The sequence below is a fragment of the Desulfohalovibrio reitneri genome (assembly GCF_000711295.1).
Classification (GTDB): domain Bacteria; phylum Desulfobacterota; class Desulfovibrionia; order Desulfovibrionales; family Desulfovibrionaceae; genus Desulfohalovibrio; species Desulfohalovibrio reitneri.
In genome coordinates this window covers 1,926,811-1,948,743 of sequence record NZ_JOMJ01000003.1, presented here as the reverse complement: position 1 = coordinate 1,948,743, position 21,933 = coordinate 1,926,811, and the positions used below count along the sequence as shown (strand labels likewise).

Annotated in this window: 28 protein-coding genes and 1 pseudogene; 21 read left to right on the top strand and 8 right to left on the bottom strand. The window is 69.1% G+C overall.

Annotated elements, in window-relative coordinates:
- Positions 1 to 5: 5 nt before the first annotated feature.
- The 7 genes from N911_RS0109740 to N911_RS0109710 form a co-directional block, all read right to left on the bottom strand.
- The gene (locus N911_RS0109740) at positions 6 to 740 is read right to left on the bottom strand and encodes an OmpA/MotB family protein (protein WP_029896644.1); all 735 of its coding nucleotides are present in this window, start codon (positions 738 to 740) and stop codon (positions 6 to 8) included.
- Positions 740 to 1,594 (bottom strand): OmpA/MotB family protein, encoded by an 855-nt coding sequence (locus N911_RS0109735; RefSeq protein WP_029896643.1) that lies wholly within the window; start codon positions 1,592 to 1,594, stop codon positions 740 to 742. Before N911_RS0109735 ends, N911_RS0109740 begins: the two co-directional genes overlap by 1 nt.
- A gap of 18 nt (positions 1,595 to 1,612) precedes the next feature.
- Entirely contained in the window at positions 1,613 to 2,374 is a 762-nt protein-coding gene (locus tag N911_RS0109730) for a motility protein A (RefSeq protein ID WP_029896642.1), read from the bottom strand.
- Positions 2,375 to 2,419: 45 nt separating this feature from the next.
- Positions 2,420 to 3,124 carry a YggS family pyridoxal phosphate-dependent enzyme gene (locus N911_RS0109725; RefSeq protein ID WP_029896640.1) on the bottom strand — a complete coding sequence of 235 codons (705 nt, stop codon included), beginning with the start codon at positions 3,122 to 3,124 and terminating at the stop codon, positions 2,420 to 2,422.
- A gap of 172 nt (positions 3,125 to 3,296) precedes the next feature.
- Complete coding sequence (locus tag N911_RS18460; RefSeq protein WP_161781614.1) at positions 3,297 to 3,446, bottom strand: hypothetical protein; 150 nt, start codon at positions 3,444 to 3,446, stop codon at positions 3,297 to 3,299.
- A 23-nt stretch (positions 3,447 to 3,469) separates the two neighbouring features.
- Positions 3,470 to 5,611, bottom strand: coding sequence for a ferrous iron transport protein B (gene feoB / locus N911_RS0109715; protein ID WP_029896638.1), 2,142 nt, complete (start codon positions 5,609 to 5,611; stop codon positions 3,470 to 3,472).
- A complete protein-coding gene (locus tag N911_RS0109710) occupies positions 5,608 to 5,862 on the bottom strand; it encodes a FeoA family protein (protein WP_029896636.1) in 255 nt (84 codons plus the stop codon). Before N911_RS0109710 ends, feoB (N911_RS0109715) begins: the two co-directional genes overlap by 4 nt.
- A gap of 145 nt (positions 5,863 to 6,007) precedes the next feature.
- Between N911_RS0109710 and N911_RS0109705 the strand changes: the two genes are divergently transcribed.
- Both N911_RS0109705 and N911_RS0109700 read left to right on the top strand, forming a co-directional pair.
- Entirely contained in the window at positions 6,008 to 6,739 is a 732-nt protein-coding gene (locus tag N911_RS0109705; RefSeq protein WP_051694156.1) for a DUF1007 family protein, read from the top strand.
- A complete protein-coding gene (locus tag N911_RS0109700) occupies positions 6,736 to 7,671 on the top strand; it encodes a nickel/cobalt transporter (RefSeq protein WP_051694154.1) in 936 nt (311 codons plus the stop codon). Before N911_RS0109705 ends, N911_RS0109700 begins: the two co-directional genes overlap by 4 nt.
- 6 nt (positions 7,672 to 7,677) lie before the next feature.
- Here the strand turns inward: N911_RS0109700 and N911_RS0109695 are convergent, their stop codons facing one another.
- Positions 7,678 to 8,958, bottom strand: a complete 1,281-nt coding sequence (locus N911_RS0109695) for a diguanylate cyclase (protein WP_051694153.1) — start codon at positions 8,956 to 8,958, stop codon at positions 7,678 to 7,680.
- 153 nt (positions 8,959 to 9,111) lie between these two features.
- Here N911_RS0109695 and N911_RS0109690 point away from each other — a divergent pair, with 153 nt between their 5' ends.
- The 19 genes and pseudogenes from N911_RS0109690 to N911_RS0109600 all read left to right on the top strand — a co-directional run bounded on the left by N911_RS0109690 (position 9,112) and on the right by N911_RS0109600 (position 21,932).
- Positions 9,112 to 9,576 carry a Fur family transcriptional regulator gene (locus tag N911_RS0109690; protein ID WP_138774376.1) on the top strand — a complete coding sequence of 155 codons (465 nt, stop codon included), beginning with the start codon at positions 9,112 to 9,114 and terminating at the stop codon, positions 9,574 to 9,576.
- 120 nt (positions 9,577 to 9,696) lie between these two features.
- Positions 9,697 to 9,924: a FeoA family protein gene (locus N911_RS0109685; protein ID WP_029896625.1), complete on the top strand. Its 228-nt coding sequence runs from the start codon at positions 9,697 to 9,699 to the stop codon at positions 9,922 to 9,924.
- 80 nt (positions 9,925 to 10,004) lie between these two features.
- Entirely contained in the window at positions 10,005 to 10,247 is a 243-nt protein-coding gene (locus tag N911_RS0109680) for a FeoB-associated Cys-rich membrane protein (RefSeq protein WP_029896623.1), read from the top strand.
- On the top strand, positions 10,247 to 10,510 hold the full coding sequence (locus tag N911_RS0109675) for a FeoA family protein (RefSeq protein ID WP_029896620.1): 264 nt from the start codon (positions 10,247 to 10,249) through the stop codon (positions 10,508 to 10,510). The genes N911_RS0109680 and N911_RS0109675 overlap by 1 nt, the downstream gene beginning before the upstream one ends.
- A gap of 1 nt (position 10,511) precedes the next feature.
- Positions 10,512 to 12,710 (top strand): annotated as a pseudogene (gene feoB / locus N911_RS16855) (ferrous iron transport protein B).
- Positions 12,711 to 13,495: 785 nt separating this feature from the next.
- Positions 13,496 to 14,038, top strand: coding sequence for a hypothetical protein (locus N911_RS0109665; protein WP_051694151.1), 543 nt, complete (start codon positions 13,496 to 13,498; stop codon positions 14,036 to 14,038).
- Positions 14,035 to 14,319 (top strand): hypothetical protein, encoded by a 285-nt coding sequence (locus tag N911_RS0109660; RefSeq protein WP_029896616.1) that lies wholly within the window; start codon positions 14,035 to 14,037, stop codon positions 14,317 to 14,319. The genes N911_RS0109665 and N911_RS0109660 overlap by 4 nt, the downstream gene beginning before the upstream one ends.
- Complete coding sequence (locus N911_RS16850; RefSeq protein ID WP_035104650.1) at positions 14,319 to 14,771, top strand: hypothetical protein; 453 nt, start codon at positions 14,319 to 14,321, stop codon at positions 14,769 to 14,771. Before N911_RS0109660 ends, N911_RS16850 begins: the two co-directional genes overlap by 1 nt.
- On the top strand, positions 14,761 to 16,215 hold the full coding sequence (locus N911_RS18020; protein ID WP_138774375.1) for a terminase large subunit domain-containing protein: 1,455 nt from the start codon (positions 14,761 to 14,763) through the stop codon (positions 16,213 to 16,215). The genes N911_RS16850 and N911_RS18020 overlap by 11 nt, the downstream gene beginning before the upstream one ends.
- The gene (locus N911_RS0109645) at positions 16,212 to 16,754 is read left to right on the top strand and encodes a hypothetical protein (protein WP_029896610.1); all 543 of its coding nucleotides are present in this window, start codon (positions 16,212 to 16,214) and stop codon (positions 16,752 to 16,754) included. Before N911_RS18020 ends, N911_RS0109645 begins: the two co-directional genes overlap by 4 nt.
- Positions 16,747 to 16,986 carry a hypothetical protein gene (locus N911_RS18015; protein WP_035104647.1) on the top strand — a complete coding sequence of 80 codons (240 nt, stop codon included), beginning with the start codon at positions 16,747 to 16,749 and terminating at the stop codon, positions 16,984 to 16,986. Before N911_RS0109645 ends, N911_RS18015 begins: the two co-directional genes overlap by 8 nt.
- A 2-nt stretch (positions 16,987 to 16,988) precedes the next feature.
- Positions 16,989 to 18,671, top strand: a complete 1,683-nt coding sequence (locus tag N911_RS0109635) for a portal protein (protein WP_237559929.1) — start codon at positions 16,989 to 16,991, stop codon at positions 18,669 to 18,671.
- A complete protein-coding gene (locus N911_RS18295; RefSeq protein WP_138774374.1) occupies positions 18,668 to 18,844 on the top strand; it encodes a Com family DNA-binding transcriptional regulator in 177 nt (58 codons plus the stop codon). The genes N911_RS0109635 and N911_RS18295 overlap by 4 nt, the downstream gene beginning before the upstream one ends.
- A complete protein-coding gene (locus N911_RS0109625) occupies positions 18,841 to 19,194 on the top strand; it encodes a hypothetical protein (protein ID WP_051694149.1) in 354 nt (117 codons plus the stop codon). Before N911_RS18295 ends, N911_RS0109625 begins: the two co-directional genes overlap by 4 nt.
- Positions 19,188 to 19,727: a hypothetical protein gene (locus tag N911_RS0109620; protein ID WP_029896604.1), complete on the top strand. Its 540-nt coding sequence runs from the start codon at positions 19,188 to 19,190 to the stop codon at positions 19,725 to 19,727. The genes N911_RS0109625 and N911_RS0109620 overlap by 7 nt, the downstream gene beginning before the upstream one ends.
- Entirely contained in the window at positions 19,728 to 20,657 is a 930-nt protein-coding gene (locus N911_RS0109615) for a major capsid protein (RefSeq protein ID WP_029896602.1), read from the top strand. It begins immediately after the preceding gene.
- Between the two features lie 10 nt (positions 20,658 to 20,667).
- A complete protein-coding gene (locus N911_RS0109610; RefSeq protein ID WP_029896600.1) occupies positions 20,668 to 21,078 on the top strand; it encodes a hypothetical protein in 411 nt (136 codons plus the stop codon).
- A 74-nt stretch (positions 21,079 to 21,152) separates the two neighbouring features.
- On the top strand, positions 21,153 to 21,368 hold the full coding sequence (locus tag N911_RS0109605) for a hypothetical protein (protein WP_029896598.1): 216 nt from the start codon (positions 21,153 to 21,155) through the stop codon (positions 21,366 to 21,368).
- 3 nt (positions 21,369 to 21,371) lie between these two features.
- Positions 21,372 to 21,932 (top strand): phage connector family protein, encoded by a 561-nt coding sequence (locus N911_RS0109600; protein WP_029896596.1) that lies wholly within the window; start codon positions 21,372 to 21,374, stop codon positions 21,930 to 21,932.
- The last annotated feature ends 1 nt before the right edge of the window (position 21,933 follow it).

The following is a 21,933-nucleotide window of genomic DNA, read 5'->3' as shown; positions in this document are numbered from 1 at the left end:
CTCCTTTAGGCATAGCCGCCAAGCAGCGGCTGGGTTCGCACAAGTATCTCCACGCGGCGGTTCCTGGCCCTGCCCTCGGGCGTCTCGTTGCTGGCCAGAGGCAGGTGCGGCCCGTAGGCCGAGACCGAAAACAACTCCGGGGGCATCCCCCGGGAGAGGAAATAGGTCATCACGGACCTCGCCCGCCGCCCCGCCAGGATGTAGTTGCTCTCCGATGCGCCGCCCACGGCGTCTGAGTAGCCGGCAACGTTGACCGGGGCGGCCAGCATGTCAAGCACGGGCAGCACCTGGGCCAGGATCTCCCGCGCCCCCTGGGTCAGTTCGGCCGAGCCGCTCTCGAAGAGCAGCTTGTCCGAGAGCACCAGGGCCACCCCCTCGGGACGCTTGAGGATCTCCAGGTTCTCTTCCAGGGTGGCCCGGTCGATCTTCTCCGGCAGCACCTCATCGGGGAAGAGCAGGTCCTTGATGCGGTCCCGCTGCATGAGCAGGTCCTGCGGCCGCTCCATGAGTTCCACCACCAACTCCACCTCGGGGCTGACCTTGCCCGCCCCCCGGTAGGTGAGAAAGCCCAGGTCCCGGGTAAAGACGCTGACCCGTGTCAGGATGCTGCGGTCCATGGAGGACATGCTCAGCAGCAGCACGAAGAAGGTCAACAGCAGCGTGACAAGGTCCCCGAAAGTGACCAGCCAGGTCTGCTTGGGTCCGGAGGACCCCTTGGCGTCCTTCTTTTTGCGGGCCATCAGGGAGCGCCCTCCCCGACGGGCTGGCCGCCTTCCGTCCGGTTGCCGCCCACGCTGAAAACGAAGCCGTCCACCTCGTAGCGCCCGGCGTCCCCCCCGCCCGGGGGCAGCCGCCTGGAAATCTCCGCCCGGAGGGCCTCCTGGCGCTTGTCCAGCACGATGTCCACCCGGCGGTTGGCGCCGCGCCCCTCGGGGGTCTCGTTGTCATGGCGCGGACGGTAGCGGCCGAAGGCCTCCATGCGCAGCATGGCCGGGTCCATGCCGTTGCCGATGAGGTACTGGTAGACCGCCAGCGTCCGCAGCAGGGAGATGCGCCATGAAGGGTCCACCGTGGCGCGCAGGTCCCGCACGCGGAATTCCTCGCCCAGCTCGTCGCGCAGGGTGGCGGTGTGGCCCGCCAGCAGCAGGGGGTAATCCACTTGGCGCAGCACCGGCAGAATCCGGTTCAAAAGCTCCCTGCCCCGGCCGGTAAGCTCCGTCTCCCCCGGCGGGAAGAGCACGTCCGAGGACACGGAGAAGATCTGCACGAAACGCGACTCGGCGAAACGCAGGTCCTTTTCCGCGTCGTCCCAGACCATCTCCTTGAGCATCTGCAGGTCCTCCACGTCCTCCATGGGGCCGGGCTCCACGGTTTTCCTGGTCTGGGCCTTGGTCAGCACGTCGATGCTCTCCGAACCCATGCCGAAGGTGCCGATGATGGAGCCCAGGGCCACCAGCTTCCGCCGCTCGTCGATGACGGCCATGGAGTTGAGCAGCACGAAGAAGGTCAACAGCAGGGTCATCATGTCCGAGAACGTGATGAGCCAGGTCGGCATGTCGTCGCCGCCGCCCTTCTTCTTTTTCTTCCTGGCCATGACGCCCCGGCTCCGCTCCTAGTCCGAGCTCTGCCGCTGTTTGGGAGGCAGGAAGCTGTTCAGCTTCTCCTCGATGATACGCGGGTTTTCGCCCTTGGAGATGGACAGGATGCCCTCCATGATCAGCTCCCTGGTGAGCAGCTCCTCCCGGGAGCGGTTCTTCAGCTTGCCCGCCAGGGGGTTGAAGAACAGGTTGGCCAGGATGGCGCCGTACAGCGTGGTCAACAGAGCCACGGCCATGGCCGGGCCGATGGTGGAGGGGTCGGACATGGATTGCAGCATCTGCACCAGGCCTATGACCGTGCCGATCATGCCCAGGGCCGGGGCGTAGGCGCCCATGGCGGCCACGATCTCCGCGCCGGTTTCGTGGCGCTGCTCCAGGTAATCCACCTCGGCCTGCATGATCTCCTCGATGGTCTGCGGCTCCAGGCCGTCCACCGTCAGCTGCAGCCCCTTGCGCAGATAGGCGTCGTCGATCTCCTTGAGCAGCGGCTCCAGGGAGAGGATGCCCTCGCGGCGGGCGCGATTGGCGTAGTCCATGAAGCGGGCGATGATCTCGGAGGGGTTCTCCACCGTGGAGAAGAAGGTCTTCTTGAAGATGCCCACCACGCCGAGCACGCTGCCCAGCGGGTAGTTCACCAGGGTGGCGCCGATGGTGCCGCCGATGACGATGAGGGCGGACGGCGCGGAAATGAATATGAGCAGGCTCGACCCCAACAAGATGGCCGAAACAACCAGCCCCATGGCAAGCACGATGCCGATGACTGTCGCCAAATCCATGGCCAGGCAAGCTCCTTCCTTGGTCGCTTCGACCGCCCCCGGCGGTCAGTATTCCCTGGGACCGAACAGGTCCGTTCCCACGCGGACGAGGGTCGCCCCCTCCTCCACCGCCTGGGGAAAATCGCCGGACATGCCCATGGACAACTCGGGCAGGTCCAGGCCGAACTTCCGCTCCAGGCCGTCGCGCAGCTTGCGCAGCCGCGCGAACAAGGGCCTCGACGCCTCCGGGTCCTCGCTGAACGGGGGCATGGTCATCAAGCCCCGCGGGCGGATTCCCGGCAGGTCCCCGGCGGCTTCCAGCAGGCGGGCGGCCTCGTCCTCGGCCAGGCCCCGCTTCTGTTCCTCGCCGGCCAGGTTGACCTGAAGCAGCACATCCTGCACCGCTCCGGCCGCCTCCGCTCGGTTATGCAAGGCGCGGGCCAGTTTTATGGAGTCCAGGGAGTGAACCAGGTGAAACCCGCCGGCCACGAACTTGGCCTTGTTGGTCTGCAACCCCCCGATGAAGTGCCAGCGCGCGTCCAGGTCGGACAATTCCTCCGCCTTGGCCAGCGCCTCCTGCACGTACGACTCGCCGAAGTCGCGCTGGCCCGCCTCGTACAGGGCGCGCACGCTGGCCGCGCCGTGCCACTTGGACACCGCCACCAGCACCACCTCGGACGCGTCCCGCCCCGACCGCTTGGCGGCCTCCTCGATGCGGCCGCGCACTCCGGCCAGCCGGGAGGCATACTCTCCGTGTTCCATGTCAGGCATGCGGCGAATTAAAGTACAATTGAAGTGAAAGGACAACCGTCGCGGCGGCGCGGAGCAGCCGCGGCGTCGTAAAAAAGGGCGGCCGGAGCGCAATGCGCCCCGGCCGCCCGGCCTGTACGCCAACCTCCCCAAGGCGGCCCGGAAGCGGAGGTGGGGCTTCCGGGCCGCGGGGTCAGGGGGTGTTCGCCCGTTGGCTGGAGGGTGCCTCGGGCTTGCCGGTGTCGCCGGACCGGCGGTGTTCCGTGCGGCGCAGGGAGCGTGTGAACGAGCCGAGGAACTGTTTGGCTGAAGTCGCGGAACCGATGGTGGCTTTGCACGACATGGGGCTTCTCCCTCGGCGCCCGGCTAGGCGCCTATCTGGTAGATGGCCACCGCCAGCAGGAAGGCGATGGCCGTGTTCATGGACATGGACAGGGCCGCCCAGCGCCAGGAGGACTCCCGGGCCATGGTGACCACGGTCACGAAGCAGGGCGCGTAGAGCAGCACGAAGGCGATGAGGGCGATGGCCGTGGCCTTGGACCAGGTGGGGTCCGCCTGGATGCGGCTGACCAGCCCGCCGGTCTCCTCGGGATCCACCTCGCCCAGCGAGTAGGCCGTGCCCATGGTGGAGACGATGACCTCCTTGGCCGCGAAGCCGCCGACCAGGGCGATGTTGGTGCGCCAGTCGAAGCCCGCGGCCAGCGTGACCGGCTCCAGGGCCGCGCCGATGCGTCCGGCAGCGGAGTTCTTCAGGGTGGCGGCCGCCTCCCGCTGGTCGATGGCGGCCAGCCGCTCGGCCAGGGCCTCGCCCTGAACCGCCTGTTCCGCCTGGACGCGCTGCTGTTCGAAGGCGGCGGCCTGGTCCTCGGGCAGGCCGGGGTAGGTCATGGCCGCCCAGATGAGAATGGACACGGCCAGAATGACGGTGCCCGCCTTGCGGATGTAGGCCCAGGCGCGGTCCCAGGTGTGGATGAGCAGGCCGCGCAGGGTGGGCATGCGGTAGGGCGGCAGCTCCATGACGAAGGGTGTGGACTCGCCGCGCAAAAGCGTGGAGCGCAGCAGCTTGGAGACCAGCAGGGCCATGGCCCAGGCGCCCAGGGTGACGAAGAACATGACCTGGGCCGCCTGGCCGGGGAAGAAGGCCGCGGCCAGCAGGATGAACACCGGCACTTTGGCCCCGCAGGTCATGAAGGGGGCGGTGAGCAGGGTGGCCAGCTTCTCGCGCGGGCTGCGCAGGGTTCGGGCGGCCATGACGCCGGGCACGGCGCAGCCGCCGGGCAGTCCGCCGGAGACCAGGAAGGGCATCACCGAGCAGCCGTGCAGGCCGAAGATGCGGAAGACGCGGTCCAGCATATAGGCCATGCGGGCCATGTAGCCGGCGTCCTCCAGAAAGGTGATGGCCAGGAACATGACCGCGATGAGGGGCACGAAGCCCAGCACGCCGCCCACGCCGTCGATGATGCCCGAGACCAACAGCGAGCGCAGGGGCCCGGCGGGCATGGCGGCCTCCACCGAGCCGGACAGCCAGCCGAAGAAGGCCCCCAGCCAGCCCATGGGAATCTCGCCCACGGTGAAGGTCAGTTCGAACAGGCCGTAGAGTACACCCAGCATAATGGCCGGCCCCAGGAGGCGGTGGGTGAGGACCTTGTCCAGCATCTCGGTGATCTCGATGCGCTGCTTGCGCTCGTTGCGCCGCAGCACGCCCTGCTTGAGCACCGAGGAAATGAAGCCGTAGCGGTAGTCGGCGATGACCGCCTCGGGGTAGGTTTCCAGGGTGGCCAGCAGATGGCGGCGAACCTCGTCCACGCGCTCCTCGAGCCGCCTGGAAAGCTCGGGAGCGGCGGCGCGGCCCTTGCGCACCACCTCCTCGTCGCCCTCCAGGTACTTCAGGGCGATCCAACGGTTGGGCGCGCCCATGTCCACCCCGGTCCCGTCCAGCATGGCGGTCATGTCCTCCAGGGCGGGGTCGATGTCCGGGCCATAGGAGAGGCGGAAGGAGCGCAGTTCACCGGAGCGGGCGGCGGCCTTGGCCGCCTCCTCCAGCAGTTCCTCCTTGCCCCGGCCCTCGCGGGCCACGGTCTCCACCACGGGCATGTTGAACAGCTCGGCCAATTTGGCCGCGTCGATGCGCATGCCCCTGCGCTTGACCTCGTCCATCATGTTCAGGGCCAGGACCACGGGGAAGCCCAGCTCCAGAAACTGCACCGTCAGGTAGAGGCTGCGCTCCAGGGCGGTGGCGTCGGCCACCTGCACCACGGCCTGGGGCCGCTCGTCGATGAGCACCTGCCTGGCCACCAGCTCTTCCGGGGTGTAGGCGGTCAGGGAGTAGCAGCCGGGCAGGTCCACAAGGTGCACGCTGTCCGCGCCCACGCGAACGGTGCCTTCCTTGCGCTCCACGGTCACGCCCGGATAGTTGCCCACCCGCTGCCGGGCGCCGGTGACGGCGTTGAAAAGAGTGGTCTTGCCGGAGTTGGGATTGCCCGCCAGGGCCAGATTGAGGGTGCTCATACGCGGTCTCCGTCCCGCAGCGGCTCCACCTCGATGTGGTCCGCCTCGTTGTTGCGCAGGGTCAGGGTGAAGCCCGCCAGCTTCAGGGCCACGGGGTCGTACAGGGGGGCGCGGCCAGTCACGGTCAGCTCCGCGCCGGGGTTGAGGCCCATGTCGCGGATGCGGCGGCCCATCTCTCCGGAAGCGGTGACGCGCACCACCTTGGCCTTCTGGTTCTGCTGCAGGTATCGCAGTGGCAGGGGCTGGGACATGGAAAGCTCCTCGGCGGCTGCGCGCCGGTTAAATTGAAATCGATTCTCATTTTCCAAACGCCTTGGGTCGGTTTTTTAATGAGAACGATTGTCATTGTCAACAAGAAAGGCTTGCTTTTTTTTATTCCGTGACCATCCTGCGGCCATGCGACGCTTCATCCTTCCCCTCGGGCTGGTGCTGCCGCTGGCCCTGGCCGCCCTGGCGGCCGCCCCCTCCCCGGCCCGCGCCCACCCCCACGCCTTCGTGGAATGCGTGCTCACCGTGGTCTTCGACGAGAACGGCCTGGCTGGCTTCCGCCAGCACTGGACCCTGGACGAGATGCTCTCGGTGCAGGTCATGCAGATGGTGGACACGAACAACGATTTCGAGTTGAGCGAGGCCGAGGCCGCCTCGGTGGAGGAGAAGAGCTTCTCCCACATCGCCAACAACAGCTATTTCACCCACGTCCTCATCGACGGGAAGCCATTCAAGGCGGAATGGGCCACGGACTTCACCGCCGGCATGGACGGCAACAAAATGGTCTACGAGTTCTTCGTGCCCTGCCACGTGGCCGCGGCGGACACGGAAAAGGAAGTCAAGGTGGCGGTCTTTGACGCCTCCTTCTACACCTTCGTCACCCTGGTCTCACCCCAGGGCGGGGGCGGGACGGACCCCACCAAGGACCCGCAATTCGGCACCGGCGCCGGGCCGAGCCCCGACGACTACCAGCGGTTCAAGGCCAACGTGGACGTAGACTCCTTCCAGGGCGAAGTACCTCTCAAGGGTCCCTCGGAACAGTTCGACATGGAGGCCTGGGTGGACATGCTGCCCTCCCTGGCCTACTTCCACGACCAGATCACCCCGGACGGCTACGTCGTCCGTTTCAAGAAAAAATGACCCGGTGGCGCCTTCCGGTCGCGCTGCTGCTGGTCCTGGCCTGCCTGGTCCTGGCCGCGCAGGCCTCCGCCGTCCGCAACCCCTTCCTCAGCAGTTCCCAGGAGAGCGGGGAGTCCGCCCCGGCCGGGGTCCGCGGGGAGGAGTCCTCCTCCCCGTCCATCCTCTCCGGCCTGCTGCGGACCACCAGCGCCATGCAGCGGGAGCTGCGGCTGTCGATGGTGCGGGCCGCGGGCAGCATCCGGGAAAACCCCTGGGGCGGAGCCTTCTGGGCCTTCATGGGGCTGGCCTTCCTCTACGGGGTGGTGCACGCCGTGGGGCCTGGACACGGCAAGACCATCACAGCCACCTACTTCCTGGGGCGGCCGGGCGGAGTGGCCTCGGGCATCGCCTTCGGCAACCTGACCATGCTTACCCACGTCGTCTCCGCCTCGGTGCTGGTGCTGGGCGGGGCGGAACTGCTTGGGCTGGCCGGGGGGCAGGCGGTTGAGGAAGGCGGGCTGTTCCTGGAGAAGATCAGCTACGGCCTCATCCTGGCGGTGGGGCTGGGACTCTTTCTGCGCGGGCTGCTGGAGTACCGGCGCGGCGGGCCCCTCCACCACCACGACCACCCGCCGCGCTCCGGCCGGGGCGGGCTGGTGCTCACCGCGGCGGCGGCCGGGCTGGTGCCCTGTCCCGGCGCGGCCCTCATCCTGCTCTTCGCCGTCTCCCACCAGCTCGTCCGCACCGGCCTGCTGGCCATGGCCTCGGTCTCCCTGGGCATGGGGCTGACCACCTCGGCCTTCGCCCTGCTGGCCATCGGTTCGCGCGGTGCGCTGCTGCGCCTGGCGCGCCGCCGCGAAAAGGCCTTCGCCCGCCTGCACGCCGCCCTCACCCTGGGCGGGGCGCTGGCCGTGGCCGTCCTGGGCGGGCTGCTGCTGGCCTCGGTGACGTAGCCGGGATCAGCGCGGCGCGGCGGTGTGGGTGCGGTTCTTGCCCGCCAGCTTGGCCCGGTACAGGGCGCTGTCCGCCCGCTCCAGCAGGTACTGGGTGGGCTCGCTGACCAGTCGCGAGACCACGCCGAAGGAGCAGGTGACGCCCACCCCGCGTCCGAAATCGTGGCCCGCGATGGCCCGGCGCAGCTTTTCGGCCAGCTCCGTGCCCCCGGGCAATGGAGTGTCAGGCGCGATGATGAAGAACTCCTCCCCGCCGTAGCGGGCGAAAATGTCCACCTTGCGGATGCGGGCGGAGACCAGGCCGGCCACCTCGGCCAGCACGTGATCACCCGCGCGGTGCCCGAATTCGTCGTTGACCCGCTTGAAGTCGTCCAGGTCGAACATGAGCAGGGAAAGGGGGTGACAATAGCGGTCCGCCCGCCAGCACTCGCGCCGCAGCTCGTCGAAAAAGCGGGCGCGGTTGGCGGTGCCGGTGAGGGGATCCTTGAGCGCCAAGTCCAGGTAGAAGTCCCGTTCGCGCTGAATGTGGGTGACGTCGGTGAAGGAGACGCTGAACAGCGGGGCGTGGCCGTTGCCGGTGGGCAGGCACCGGTTGCGGACGAGCACGGCGCGATTGTCGCCGGATTCCATCGGGTCGTCCATGGTCAGGACCAGTTCACGCTCGCCCAGGCTGGTCAGCTCGCGCAGCCAGTTTTCCGGCGGCCGCCCGCCGCCCGGCGGCTTGCCCCGCAACAGGCGGTTGACCAGTCCGCCCGCGTCCGTCCCGCTCCCGGCGTCGAGGCCAAGAAAGCGCCGCAGGCTGCGGTTGAGATAGTGGACCCGCTCCCCGTCGGTGGTCAGCAGGAAATCCGGGCTGTGGTCCAGCAGCCTGTGGTCCGCCCCGGGGCCGCGCCTTGGGTCGTCCATGGCCCGGCGCAGGGCGGTGGTGAGCTGTTCCGTCTCGATGGGCTTGCGGACGAAGCTGTCCACGCCGATATTGATGGATTCGAAAAGATTGTCCATGTCGCCGTAGGCCGAGGCGACGATGATATAGGCGTGGGGGTCCTCCCGGCGGATGCGGCGGCACAGATCCAGACCGTCCATGCCGGGCATGCGCAGGTCCGTGACCACGATCTCCGGCCTAAGCCGCAGGTAGGCCTCCAGCCCCTCCCGGCCATCCCCGGCCACATGGACCACGGAAGCCACGGAACTGATGGTCCGCGCCACGTCCTCGCGGGTTATGGCGTCGTCCTCGACGAACAGGACGGCCTGTCCCCGCCCGTTTTCCGGGCATGCAGCCTGGGCCATTTGGTGGTCTCCTCCACTTCCCCTCGTGGATGTGGAACGGATGCCGTTTTTCTATCCGGTCATCCTTTGGACATCAAGCGGGCAAAGTCAATGAACCCAGAGGATGGGCGGCAATACGTTGACAGGTGCCGGTCCCGAGGCTAGCAATCGTCCATGCGCGAGGAAACGATCCGCGAACAGGAAGAGTCCTTCAAGGAATACCTGGGCCGCAACGGCCTCAAGGTCACGCCCCAGCGCATGCGTATCCTGGACGTCTTTCTGCGGCGCCGGGGACACCTGACCAGCGAAGAGCTGCACAACCTGGCCCGCCAGGAGGACCCCTCCCTGGGCCAGGCCACGGTCTACCGCACCCTCAAGCTGCTGGCCGACTCCGGGCTTGCGCGGGAGGTGGATTTCTCCGACGGTGCGGTGCGCTACGAGCGCGCCGCCGACCAGGAGCACCACGACCACCTCATCTGTGAACGGTGCCGCCGCACCGTGGAGGTGGCGGACGAGCGCATCGAGCGGCTGCAGGAGGAACTGGCCAGGGAACACGGCTTCCTCCTCACCGGCCACAGCATGTACCTCTACGGCCTCTGCCCCGCCTGCCGGGCCGAGGACGACGAATCACGGGAATAATGATGGACAGGGATAATTCGGAAGAAAACTCTCGCCCCCCCCATTGACAATGATTCTCAATTGCATACCATGGAAGGCGTGAACGGTGGTCAAGACACTTCAAGGGGAGGAAGAAAGACCATGCAGCCTTTGACCAGTTTTCGAAGCGGAGCCAGGGTCCGTGTGGAGGAGTACGCCGCCAGTGGGTGCGGCGCCAGGTGCCGGCTGTGCGCCCTGGGGCTGACCCCCGGAACCCTGGTGGAGATTTCCGGCTGCACCGGTGGCCCTTGCCGGTTGCGCGTGCGCGGCAGCGACCTGGTGCTGGGGCACGGCTTGGCCGAGAAGGTGCTGGCCTCCCCTGTGGATTGAGCCGGCCGCTCTCAACCGTTTCATGAAAGGGCGGCCGGACTGCCGCCCTTTTTCATTGCAGCCCAAACGAGGTTTCCGCCATGTGGCAAACCATCATCGTCATCATCCTGGTCGTCCTGGCGGCCCTGTACTTCGCCCGCCGCCTGCGCGGCCAGGCCAAGGGACAGGGGTGCGGCTGCGACGACTCCTGCTCCGGCTGCCCCGAGGCCTCCGGATGCTCCGAACCCCGCCCCGGTTCACGCAGCCCGTCGCCCGGCGGCATGGGCATCGCGGACAAACCGGAAGGGGAAATCCGCGCGGACCGCAAAGGCGGTGACGCCTGATGGCCGAGACCAAGGGACTGCGCCAGCTCGCCAAGGGCGACCGCGCCATCGTGCGCTCCATCAAGGCCTCAGGCGAGATGGGCCGCCGCATCCGCGACATGGGGCTCGTGCCCGGCTCGGAAATCCTGGTGGTGGGCCGCGCTCCCCTCAAGGATCCCGTGGCCCTGCGCCTGAAGAACTTCACCCTCACCCTGCGCAACAACGAGGCCGACCACATCACCGTGGAACCCGTGGCACCCGGCGAACAGCCCGAGGAAGCCTGACATGGTCCAGGCCGCCACCGGGCATGCCCAAGGCCCGCGCATGACCGTGGCCCTGGCGGGCAACCCCAACGCGGGCAAGACCACCCTCTTCAACGCCCTCACCGGGGCGCGCCAGCACGTGGGCAACTACCCCGGAATCACCGTTGACAAGAAAGAGGGCTTTGTGGCCACCAGCCACGGCGAACTGCACGTGTTGGACCTGCCCGGCACTTACTCCCTGACCGCCTACTCCCAGGAGGAACTGGTCGCCCGCCACGTACTCATCGAGGACGACCCCCGGGCGGCCGTCAACGTGGTCAACGCCGCGGTTCTGGAGCGCAACCTTTACCTCACGGTGCAGCTGCTGGAGATCGGCGTGCCCGTGGTCCTCTCCCTGAACATGATGGACGAGGCGCGGCGGCACGGCATGGAAATCGACGCCGACCGGCTGGCCGAACTCCTCGGCTGCCCCGTGGTCCCCACGGTGGCCCGCACCGGCGCGGGCGTGGCCGAGCTGGCCGAGGAAACCGCGCGCGTGGCGGTCGAGCGTGGCAGCAGGCGGCAGCCCCTGGAGATCTCCTACGGCCCGGACCTCGACCCCGTGCTCTCGGAAATGACCACCCTTATCGAGGAGCGGGACTTCGCCGGAGGCAACTACTCCCCCCGCTGAATCGCCCTGAAGTACCTGGAAAGCGACGAGGAAGTCCTGGAAATGGGCCGGGCCAAGGACGCCGCGACCTCCAGCGAGCTGGAGGCGCTCGTGGCCTCGGTGGCCGACCACTGCCAGAAGACCCTGGGCACCTACCCCGAAGCCCTCATCGCCGACTACCGCTACGGCTTCATCTCCTCCATCCTCAAGCAGGGCGTGGTCAAGGTCCGCCGCATGGACCGGGTGGCGCTGTCCGACCAGGTGGACACCTTCCTGACCCACAAGCTGCTCGGCCCGGCCGTCATGGTCGCCGTACTCTACCTCATCTACCAGATCACCTTCTCCGTGGGCGACATACCCGTCACCTGGATGGGCGACATCTTCGCCTGGCTGGGCGGCACGGCGCAGTCCCTGCTGCCGGAAGGCCCCCTGCGCTCCCTGCTGGTCTCCGGCGTCATCGACGGCGTGGGCGGCGTGCTCTCCTTCGTGCCGCTCATCGCCATCATCTTCTTCATCATCGCCTTCCTGGAGGACTCCGGCTACATGGCCCGCATCGCCTACATGCTGGACCGCGTATTCCGCGTATTCGGCCTGCACGGCTGCTCGGTCATGCCCTTCATCGTCTCCGGCGGCATCGCCGGGGGCTGCGCCGTGCCCGGCATCATGGCCGCCCGCACCCTGCGCTCCCCAAAGGAAAAACTGGCCACCATCCTCACCGCGCCCTTCATGACCTGCGGGGCCAAGCTGCCCGTCTTCATCCTGCTCACGGCCGTATTCTTCCCCACCCGGCAGGCGCAGGCCATGTTCGCCGTGACCATCGGCGCCTGGCTCTTCGCCCTGGTGGTGGCCAAGGTCCTGCGGCTGACCCTCATCCGGGGGCCCTCCACCCCCTTCGTCATGGAACTGCCCCCCTACCGCCTGCCCACCCTGCGCGGCATGCTCATCCACACCTGGGAGCGCACTTGGCAGTACATCAAGAAGGCGGCCACGGTCATCCTGGCCCTGTCCATCATCCTCTGGGCCGCCATGACCTACCCCGGCGCGCCCGAGGACCAGACCGCCCCGCTCGAACAGCGCATGGAACAGACCCAGGCCGAACTCGCCCAGGCAACCGACCCGGAACGCGCGGAAACACTGCGGAAGCGGTTGGCCGACACCTCCAGCGAACTCGGAGGCCTGCGGCTGCGGCACTCCGTGGCGGGCAAGCTGGGCACCTCTCTGGAAAACGTCACCCGGGCCGCTGGCTTCGACTGGCGGCTGAACATCGCCCTCATCGGCGGATTCGCCGCCAAGGAAGTCATCGTCTCCACCCTGGGCACCGCCTACTCCCTGGGCGAAACCAACCCCGAGGAAGCAGCCCAGCTCACCAGCCGCATCAAACGCGATCCCTCCTGGACACTGGCCAAAGGCGTGTCCGTCATGGCCTTCATCATGCTCTACGCGCCATGCTTCGTCAGCGTCGTCACCATCCGCCAGGAAACCGGGGGCTGGGGCTGGGCCGCCTTCTCCGTGGTATTCAACACCCTCTTCGCCTTCGCCGTCTCCGTAGCCCTCTACCAAACCCTCGGGTAAGGCGAATCCCAACAGATCGAAAGGGCGCGGCGGGAAAACCCGCCGCGCCCTTTCTTATTGGGAATACGTAGAAAGAGGATTTCGCCCTTTCGGGCGACCAGTGCCAAAAAGACATTTCGCCTTCGGCGACCAGGGGGCTGCGCGCCCCCTGGACCCCGCGGCAAACTCCCTTTGCATGTGTTTCGCGGGAGGGCGCGAGTAAGAGCGCGGGCGGGGAGCACCACGGCGCACGGGCTATTATGGGGCTATCTTAGCCGGTAAAACCTTGCCCGTCCGTTTGGTTTCAGATGCGTTGAACGCGGAATTGGGATGGCAACCCTGCTGCTACATGATTGTACCACGCCCCCGAGCGAAGCGAGCGATACAAATTTTCGGAAAAGGAGGGTGTGGGTGTGGGAGAGGGAGAGGGAGGAAAAACTTTTTTAAAGGGTTTTTCCTCCCTCTCCCACTGCCCTGAACTCCAACTCCCGCCAGCCGCCTCGCATTCCCTTACACCCGTCTTCTTCCACTTGGGGCCCATGTATCGAGGCAACCCGCCTCGATACATGCATTCTTCACTCCCCCCTCATACTCTCTCAATCCAACGCATCAGGCTGATCAAGCGATGCCTTCTGATCAGCCTGAACCCTGTCAATAGCGAATGTGCGCCCTTGGGCTGAACGAGTGCGCCCGTGTGCGCCCCGGGCTCGGAGGCGGGGCTAGGCTCTCTCTCACGCGGCGGGGGACGCCGGTTTGGGGCCGTTGGTTCCGGTCGTCGCGCAACGGGCAGTCTGAACGGAGTGGGAATGGATCCCGTGAGCATCATAGCCGGATTGGCCTCGGTGGCTCCGACCATCGCCAAGTGGTTGGCGGGGGAGGGCAGCGAGGCGCAGCGGGTGGCGGAGAAAGCCGCCGGGGTGGCCATGCGCGTGACCGGAGCGGCCAGCCCGGAGGAGGCGGTGGAGCTGGTGCGAACGCGCCAGGAGTTCGCCCTGGAGTTCGAGAAGGTCTGGGCCGGGGTGGAGATGGGGCTGCAAAAGGAGCTGACCAGGCGCCACCAGGCGGACATGCGCCACGGCACGGCGCTGTCGCGCAACGTGCGGCCGTTGTGCCTGCTGTGCCTCACTTTCGCGGTGGTGGCCGGGACATTCTGGGGCGTGGCCGAGGAAGCCAAGTTCGCGGCCCTCACCGAGATGAGCCTGTGGGTCTACGGCTACTATTTCCTGGGCCGCTCCGCCTTTGACAAAGGCGCGGTGAAGCTGCGCCTGGGCCGCCCCGGCCTGGGCGGCATGCCGGACAACGCCACCTCGCGGCGGCTGGCCGCCAAGTACGCGGAGGTGTCCGGATGAGCGAGCGCGACATCCACAATCTGTGGGAGGCGGTGGACGCCCTGCGCCATGGCCAGGGCGAGCTGCTGGTGGCCGTGGGCCGCATTGAGGCCAGGCTGGCCGAGCGGTGCGCCGAGCGGGCCAAGCGGCTGGACAGTCTGAACGCCGATATCGCCGAGGCCCAGAAGCGGCTGGAGGCGGTGGAGCGGGGCCAGTCCCGCCTGGCCGCCGCCTCGTCCGTGCTGGCCTCCCTGGGCGTGCTGGCCGGGCAGTGGCTTTTCCGCCTGTGGGGGAGGAGCTGATGCCCGCCAAAAGCAAGTACCGCCGGGATTTCTGCCGCATGGCCCGGGTGGCCTGCCGTGAGGGGTTTTCCGACGCCAAGCTGGCCGAGCTGCTGGGCGTGGCCAAGTCCACGGTGCAGCAGTGGCGGCGGGAGAAGCCGGAGTTCGCCCGGGCCGTGACCGATGGCAAGCGGACCTTCGACGGCCGGGTGGAGCGGGCGCTGTACCGCCGCGCGGTGGGGTTCTCCGTGGCCGAGGTGACACGCAAGCGCGTGCCGGTGACGCGGGAGGACGGCACCACCGCCCTGGAGGTGAAGGAGGAACGGGTGGTGCGCAAACGGGTGCCGCCCGACCCGGGCGCGGCCAAGGAGTGGCTGTCCAAGCGTTCCGCCCCGGCTGACGAGCTGGCCGGGCTAAGCGACGCGGAGCTTGCGGCCCGGGTCAAGGCGTTGGAGGTGGAGCTTGACCGCTAAACGCGACCTGCTGGCGGAGAAGGCCCGGCTGCTGGAGGAGCAGGCCCGGAGGGCGCGGGGGCGCAGGCTGTTCGGCTACTACCCGGACGAAGGCCCCCTGGCCCGCTCCGGCTACCCCCGCCACATGGAGTTCTTCCGGTTGGGCGCGGACCACCGCCAGCGGCTCATGCTGGCGGCCAACCGGGTGGGCAAGACCGAGGGCGTGGGCGGCTACGAGCTGGCCCTGCACCTGACCGGCCTCTACCCGGACTGGTGGGAGGGGCGGCGGTTCCACAGGCCCATCCGCGCCTGGGCCGCGGGCGACACCTCGGAGACCACCCGCGACATCCTGCAGCGGGTCATGCTGGGCGAGCCTGGCGAACCCGGCACCGGGCTGATCCCTTCGGACAGCCTGCGCCAGGTGGTCCGCCGGGGCGGCGGCGTGGCCGACGCCGTGGACCGGGTGCGGGTGGCCCACGTCTCGGGCGGAACCTCCACCCTGAAGTTCAAGTCCTTCGACCAGAAGCGGCGCTCCTTCCAGGGCACGGCCCAGGACGTGGTCTGGCTGGACGAGGAGCCGCCCATGGACGTCTACGCCGAGTGCCTCATGCGCACCATGACCACGGGCGGGCTGGTCATGCTCACCTTCACCCCGCTGCTGGGGCTGTCCGAGGTGGTGCTCTCCTTTCTGCCCGGCGGCGAGGCGCCCGCGCCCGGCCAGGGGGAGAACGGGACTGGCAAGGCCGTAGTGGCCGCCACCTGGGACGACGCCCCCCACCTTTCCCCCGAGGCGCGGGAGGAGCTGTGGGCCGCCTGCCCCCCGCACCAGCGGGAGGCGCGCTCGCGCGGCGTGCCCAGGCTGGGCGCGGGCGCGGTCTACCCCGTGGCCGAGGACGAGGTGAAGGTGGAGGACTTCCCCATCCCGCCGCACTGGCCGCGCGCCTTCGGCCTGGACGTGGGCTGGCGGGCCACGGCCGCTGTCTGGGGGGCCTGGGATCCGGCCACGGACTCCCTCTACCTCTACGCCGAGTACAAGCGCGGCCTGGCCGAGCCAGAGGTGCACGCCGCCGCGCTCAAGGCGCGGGGCGGCTGGATCGGCGGGGTGGTGGACCCTGCCGCCCGGGGCCGCGCCCAGGCGGACGGCGCGCGGCTGATGGACATCTACCAGGAGCGGGGTCTGGAGCTGACCCCGGCGGACAACGGTGTGGAGTCCGGCCTGTACTCGGTCTGGTCCCTCCTTTCCACGGGCAGGCTGAAGGTCTTCGCCTCCCTCTCCGGCTTCTTCGAGGAGTACCGGCTCTACCGCCGCGACGAACAGGGCCGCGTGGTCAAGGAGCGCGACCACCTTCTGGACGCGGCCCGCTACCTGGTCATGAGCGGCCGGGACGCCTCCCGGCCCCTGCCCGCCCGCCTTCTGCTGGAGGGCGAGGGGGCGGCAACCTCGGACTATGAGTTGTTCCAATGAGCTACCGCCTTCTTCTGCTGGGCGAGGGCGACCCCCGCCTGGACCGCGAACTGGCCCGCCAACTGTGGGACATGACCGAGGACGACGGCCTAGTGGACACGGTTTTCTACGACGGAAACGTGGCCTCGGCCGAGGACTTCGCCGAGCGCGCCCTGTCCGGCGAGGCGGCGGTCTACGCGGGCTTCGCCGAAGGGCGCGCGCGCCCGGCTGCCTACGCCTGGCTGACCCACCCCGAGGGCGGGGCGGTGCGCGTCCACTTCTGCTTCTTCCGCTGGAGCCTGCGGGCCCGGCTGGCCGAGCCCCTGGCCCGCTTCTTCCTGGCCTTTCTGCTCTCCGCCCGCACGCCGGACGGCGAGCCCCGTTTCCACGCGGTCTACGGCCTTCTGCCCGAATCCAACCGCGCGGCCCTGGCCTTCGGCAAGCGCCTGGGCTTTCGGCCCTCGGGCTACCTGCCCTGCGGCGCGCGCCACGCGCGCGACGGCCGGGTGGAGGGCCTTGTGCTGACACATCTAACTCCAAAGGAGCTGCACCATGGGTAGCGTCTTTTCCCCCTCACCCCCTTCGCCGCCGCCCCCTCCGGAACCGCCCAAGCCGCCTCCCCCGCCCGAACCGGGCGAATCGGAAATGGAGCGCGCCCGGCGCAAGGAGACCGAGGAAAGCATCCGCAAGGCGCGCCGGATGAAGGCTGGCCGGGGCGACTCCCTGTTCGCCCCGCGCGGCGAGGACATGGGCCGGGCCGACGTGGCCCGCAAATCCCTGCTGGGAGAGTGATCGTGGCAAGCGGCAAGGAAACCCTGCGCCTGGCGCGGGACACCGCCCGCCGGCTGGAGGACGCGCGCCGGCCCTGGCTGGAGCACGCCCGCGAGGTGGCCGAGCACGTGGCCCCGGACAAGGGCTGCTTTCCCGGCCAGTCCGGTCCCGGGGAGAAGCGCATGGGCCGGGTCATCGACTCCACCGCCACCCGCGCGGCCCAGATCATGGCCGCGGGGCTGCACGGCGGGCTGACCTCCCCGGCGCGGCCCTGGTTCCGCCTCTCCCTGTCCGACCCGGACCTCATGGAGCGCGGCCCGGTGCGGGACTGGCTGGCGGCCTGCGAAAACCGGCTCTACGCGGCCTACCGCCGCTCCGGCTTCTACCAGGCGGCCCACGCCCTGTACCTGGAGCTGGGGGTCTTCGGCTCGGCCTGCCTGCTGGCGGAGTCCGACCCGGAACGCTCCCTGCGCTTCACCTGCCTGACCTTCGGCGAGTTCGCCTGGAGCGAGGGCTCCTCCGGCATGATCGACACAGTGGCCCGGCGGCGGGAGGTGCCCGTGCGGGTGTTGGCCGAGCGCTACGGCCGCGACCGCCTCTCCGAGAGCGCCAGGCGGCTGCTGGACAAGGACCAGGGCGACGAGCGGGTGGAGGTGGTCCACCTGACCATGCCCCGCGAGGACAGTGTGCGCGCACCGGGCAAACCGTTCGCTGCCTACGCCTTCGAGGAGGGCGGGGGGGAGCTGCTCAGCGAGGGGGGCTTCGACGAGTTCCCCTACCTCTGCCCGCGCTGGGACGTGACCGGGTCGGAGGAATACGGCCGGGGTCCGGGCATGACCGTGCTGCCCGACGTGAAGATGCTGCAGGAGATGGCCAAGGGCCGCCTGCAGGCCGTGCACATGGGGCTGCGCCCGCCCATGCGGGTGCCCTCCAAGTACGCCCGCAGGCTGAACCTCATCCCCGGCGGGCAGAACTACGTCAACCCGCAGCAGGCGGACGGCCTGGCCCCGCTGTACGAGACCCGCGTGCCCCTGGCCGAGGTGAGCCACGTCATCGAGGACGTGCGGGCGGCCATCAGGGCGGGCTTCTTCAACGACCTCTTCCTGATGATCTCCAATGTGGACCGCAGCGGGGTCACGGCCACCGAGGTCATGGAGAAGCAGGCCGAGAAGCTGCTCATGCTGGGGCCCATCGTGGAGCGGTTGCAATCGGAGATGCTGGACCCTCTGACCACCAGGGTCTTCCGGCTGCTGCTGCGCTCGGGCGAGCTGCCCCGGCCCCCGGCGGAGCTGGCGGAGTACGCCAAACAGGGCGGCAGGCTCAAGGCGGAGTACGTCTCCACCCTGGCCCAGGCCCAGAAAATGGCCGGGTCGCAGTCCATCCTGTCCATGCTGTCCATGGTGGGCAACGTGGCCGGGCTGGCCCCGGATGCCCTGGACAAGATCGACTTCGAGCAGGCCCTGGACGAGCTGGCCCGCTCCACCGGGGTGCCCGCCTCTGTGGTGCGGCCGGACGAACAGGTGGCGGCCATGCGCAAGGAGAAGGCCGAAGCTGCCAGGGCGCAGGCCCAGGCCCAGGCGCAAGCCCAGGCCGCGGAAACGAGCGTGCGCCAGGGCAAGGAGCTGGTGCAGGCGGCCAAGACCCTCTCGGAGATCGACACCGATGGGGACAACGCCCTGACCCGGCTGACGGAGGTGCTGACGTGAACCCTGTCAAGGACGTGACCTGCGGGGAGTGCGGCAAGGCCTTCGCCACGGCCGCCTCCCTGTGCGCCCTGCGCTGCCCCCGCTGCGGCTCCAACCGCTCCCTGCGAGCCCAGCCCAGGCTGCCGGAGGAGCTGCGCGCGGCCCGCGACGCCACCCCCGGGAGGACGGCGTGAACCCCTTCCCCTGGCACGAGCCCATCCTCGACCCCGGCCCGGCGGAAACAGAGGTCGAGCGGTACCTGGCCGACCTGCGGGAGGTCATGGAGCTGCCCTCGGGCGCGGGCATGCGCGTGCTGTGGAGGCTGCGCGAGGCGGCCGGGGCGGGGGAGCGGCTGGGCGGCGACCCGGCCACCCTGCCCGGCAACGCCGCCCTGGCGGACTACGTGCGCGACCGCGAGGCGGAGATGGCCGTGGCTTCGCCAGAACGCTTCGCCCAGATGCTGTCCCTGGCAGCCAGGCTGTGGGCCGCCGACCACCAGGCGGCCGTGTGTGAACCCCAACCAGACGGAGGCGACCAATGCTGATCAACCCCGACGGGGGCGAGACGCCCCGCAAACCCGGACAGGGTGCCGGACAGGCCGGAACCCACCCCGGCAAGCCCGGGGACTACGACCTGGGCCTGCCCCGCGAGATGGACGGCGACCCCATGGCCGAGGAGTTCCGCGCCTTCGCGGCCAAGCGCGAGCTGAGCCCGGAGCTGGCGCGGGAGCTGGCCTCCTTCCACCTCTCCCAGGCCCAGCGCGTGCTGCACCAGCGCCGCAAACAGACCGAGGACGCCCTGCGCCGCGAGTGGGGCCCGGACTTCGAGAACAACCTGGCCCAGGTCAAGCGGGCCGTGGCCTACGTGGACGCCCAGGCCCCCGGCTTCGGGCAGTGGGTGCGCGAGGAGGCGGGCGACAACCCCGCCCTGGGGCGCATGCTGCTGTGGCTGGCCCGCACCGTGGCCGAGGACTCCGGCCCGCCGCGCGGCGGCTCGCACCAGCCGGACATGCGGGAGATGTCTCCCGAGGAATTCATCACCGAAGCCTTCGCCAACGCCCGCAAAGGAGACAACTAGATGAGCGCCAGCACCCTGCGCGATCTTTCCGTTCAGTACGCCAAGAAACAGCCCCGTCAGGTGGACAGCCTCACGGAGAAGGCCCCCATCCTGGACGTCATTCCCTTCCAGGAGGCCTCCCACGGCCTGTGGAACGCCTACGAGGACCTCACCGGCGTCTCCGGCGCGGGCTGGGTGGACATGAACGCCCTCCTGCCCAGCGTTTCGGCCGACTCCGAGCTGAAGAAAGTGGACCTGTCCATCATGGGCGGCGAGATGGAGGTGCCCGAGGACAAGGCCCGCATGTTCGGCGGCAAGGAGAAGTACTTCGCCCGCCGCATGGAGGCCGTGCTGCGCCAGTCCGGCACCACCGCCGAGAGCCGCATTCTCTACGACAACTTCCGCGCCTTCGCCGTTGACCAGGGCCGGGCCGTGTCCGCCGGGGCCGCCACCGACGACTGCTACTCCATCCTGGCCGTGCGCTTCGAAAAGGGCGTCACCTGCGGCCTCTACTCCCCGGAGGGCTTCAAGCGCGGGGCCATGCTCGACGTGACGCCCATCAACGGCGGCGGCCTCTACAAGAACGCCTCCGGGGTGCTGGTCTACGGCGTGCGCCTCAAGGGCTACTTCGGCATCCAGATCGCGGACGAGCGCACCGTGGGCGCCGTTTGCAACATCAACGCCGCCAACGTGCCCACCGCGGCCCAGATCGACGACCTCCTGGCCGGAGTGCGGGCCGACCCCAAGGACACCAAGCTGCTCATGCACCCCCGCTGCAAGAACATGCTCAACGTCTACAAGGCCGGGGGCTCCGCCACCGGCGCGGGCAGCCTGCAGACCGTGCCCGCCACCCGCGACGTGGATCGCACCTTCGAGATGTGGAACGGCGTGCCCATCGTCACCTCCTACAACTTCCTGGAGGGCGTCGAGGCCGCCCTCAGCCTCAACTAAAGGAGCCCGCATGTACAAGCACACCGTGAAATCCGCCGCCGACCACCTGGCCACGGAACAGGACCTGCCCCAGAACGCCACCGCCTTCGGCAACCATGGCTCCCTGGAGTTCGCCGGGGCCATGGGCGCGCTGGAGGTGGTGGTGACGGCCGCCAGCGACATCTCCCTGGCCCAGGACGCCACCCTGACCATCGGCCTGGAGCACTCGGCGGACGACGGCGTCCAGGAGGCCTTCGCCAACGTGGGCGAGCAGTTCGCCGCCGTCTCCGCCTCCGGCCCCCTGGCTTTCGAGGAAGGCGAGGTGGTCTGCCGCCTGGCCGTGCCCTCCACCCTGAAGAAGCACGCCCGCCTGACCCTGGCCACCACCGACGCCGCCGCCACCGGCGCGGTGGACGCCTGGCTGGAGTACCTGGCTCGCTAGAACCCTCTCTCCCAACCAGGGCCTCCCGCTCCCAGACATCCGGGGGCGGGAGGCCCCAACCCCCTGGAGACGCCATGCGAACGCACATCACCTACCGCGCGCGGCGGTCCGGCTTTGACCACAGCGGCCGCTTCGTGGAGGCCGGGGACTGGGTGGAGAAACCCATGGACGAGCCCGTGCCCCCCTTCCTGGAGCCGGTGTCCGGGTCCAAGGGCACCCGCGCCTGCGGCTATGCCGCGCGACCCGGCCGAACCGGGCAGCCCGGGCGATCCGGCCGGGGGAGGGTCTAGCCCGTGGCCGCCCCTTCCCAAGTGGAACTCTGCAACCTGGCCCTGACCAGCCTGGGCGTGGGTCCGGTGGGCTCCCTGGAGGAGTCCTCCCGGGCGGCGCGGCTGTGCCGCCTGCACTACCACACCGCCCGGCGCGAGGTGCTGGAGGCCCACCACTGGTCCTTCGCCACGGCCCGGGCCGTGCTGGCCCGGCTGGACACGGCCCCGCGCTTCGGCTTCGCCCGCGCCTACGCCCTGCCCAGCGACTGCCTGGCCGCCCGCCGCCTGGAGCCCGAGGCCCCTTTCGAGCCCACCTCCCTGGGCCTGGAGACGGACGCCTCGCCCGCCCGGCTGGTCTACACCCTGGACGTGACCGACCCGGCGCGCTTCCCCGCCCTGTTCCGCCGCGCCCTGGCCGCCTACCTGGCCTCCCTGCTGGCCTCGCCCCTGACCCACTCCGCCGAGCTGGAGGCCCAGGCCAGGGGCCGCTACGAGGCGCTCTTGGAGGCCGCCCGCGAGTCCGACGCCGCCGAGGGGCTGCACCGCCCCCGCGACGATAACCCCTGGCTGGAAGCGAGGTGGTGAC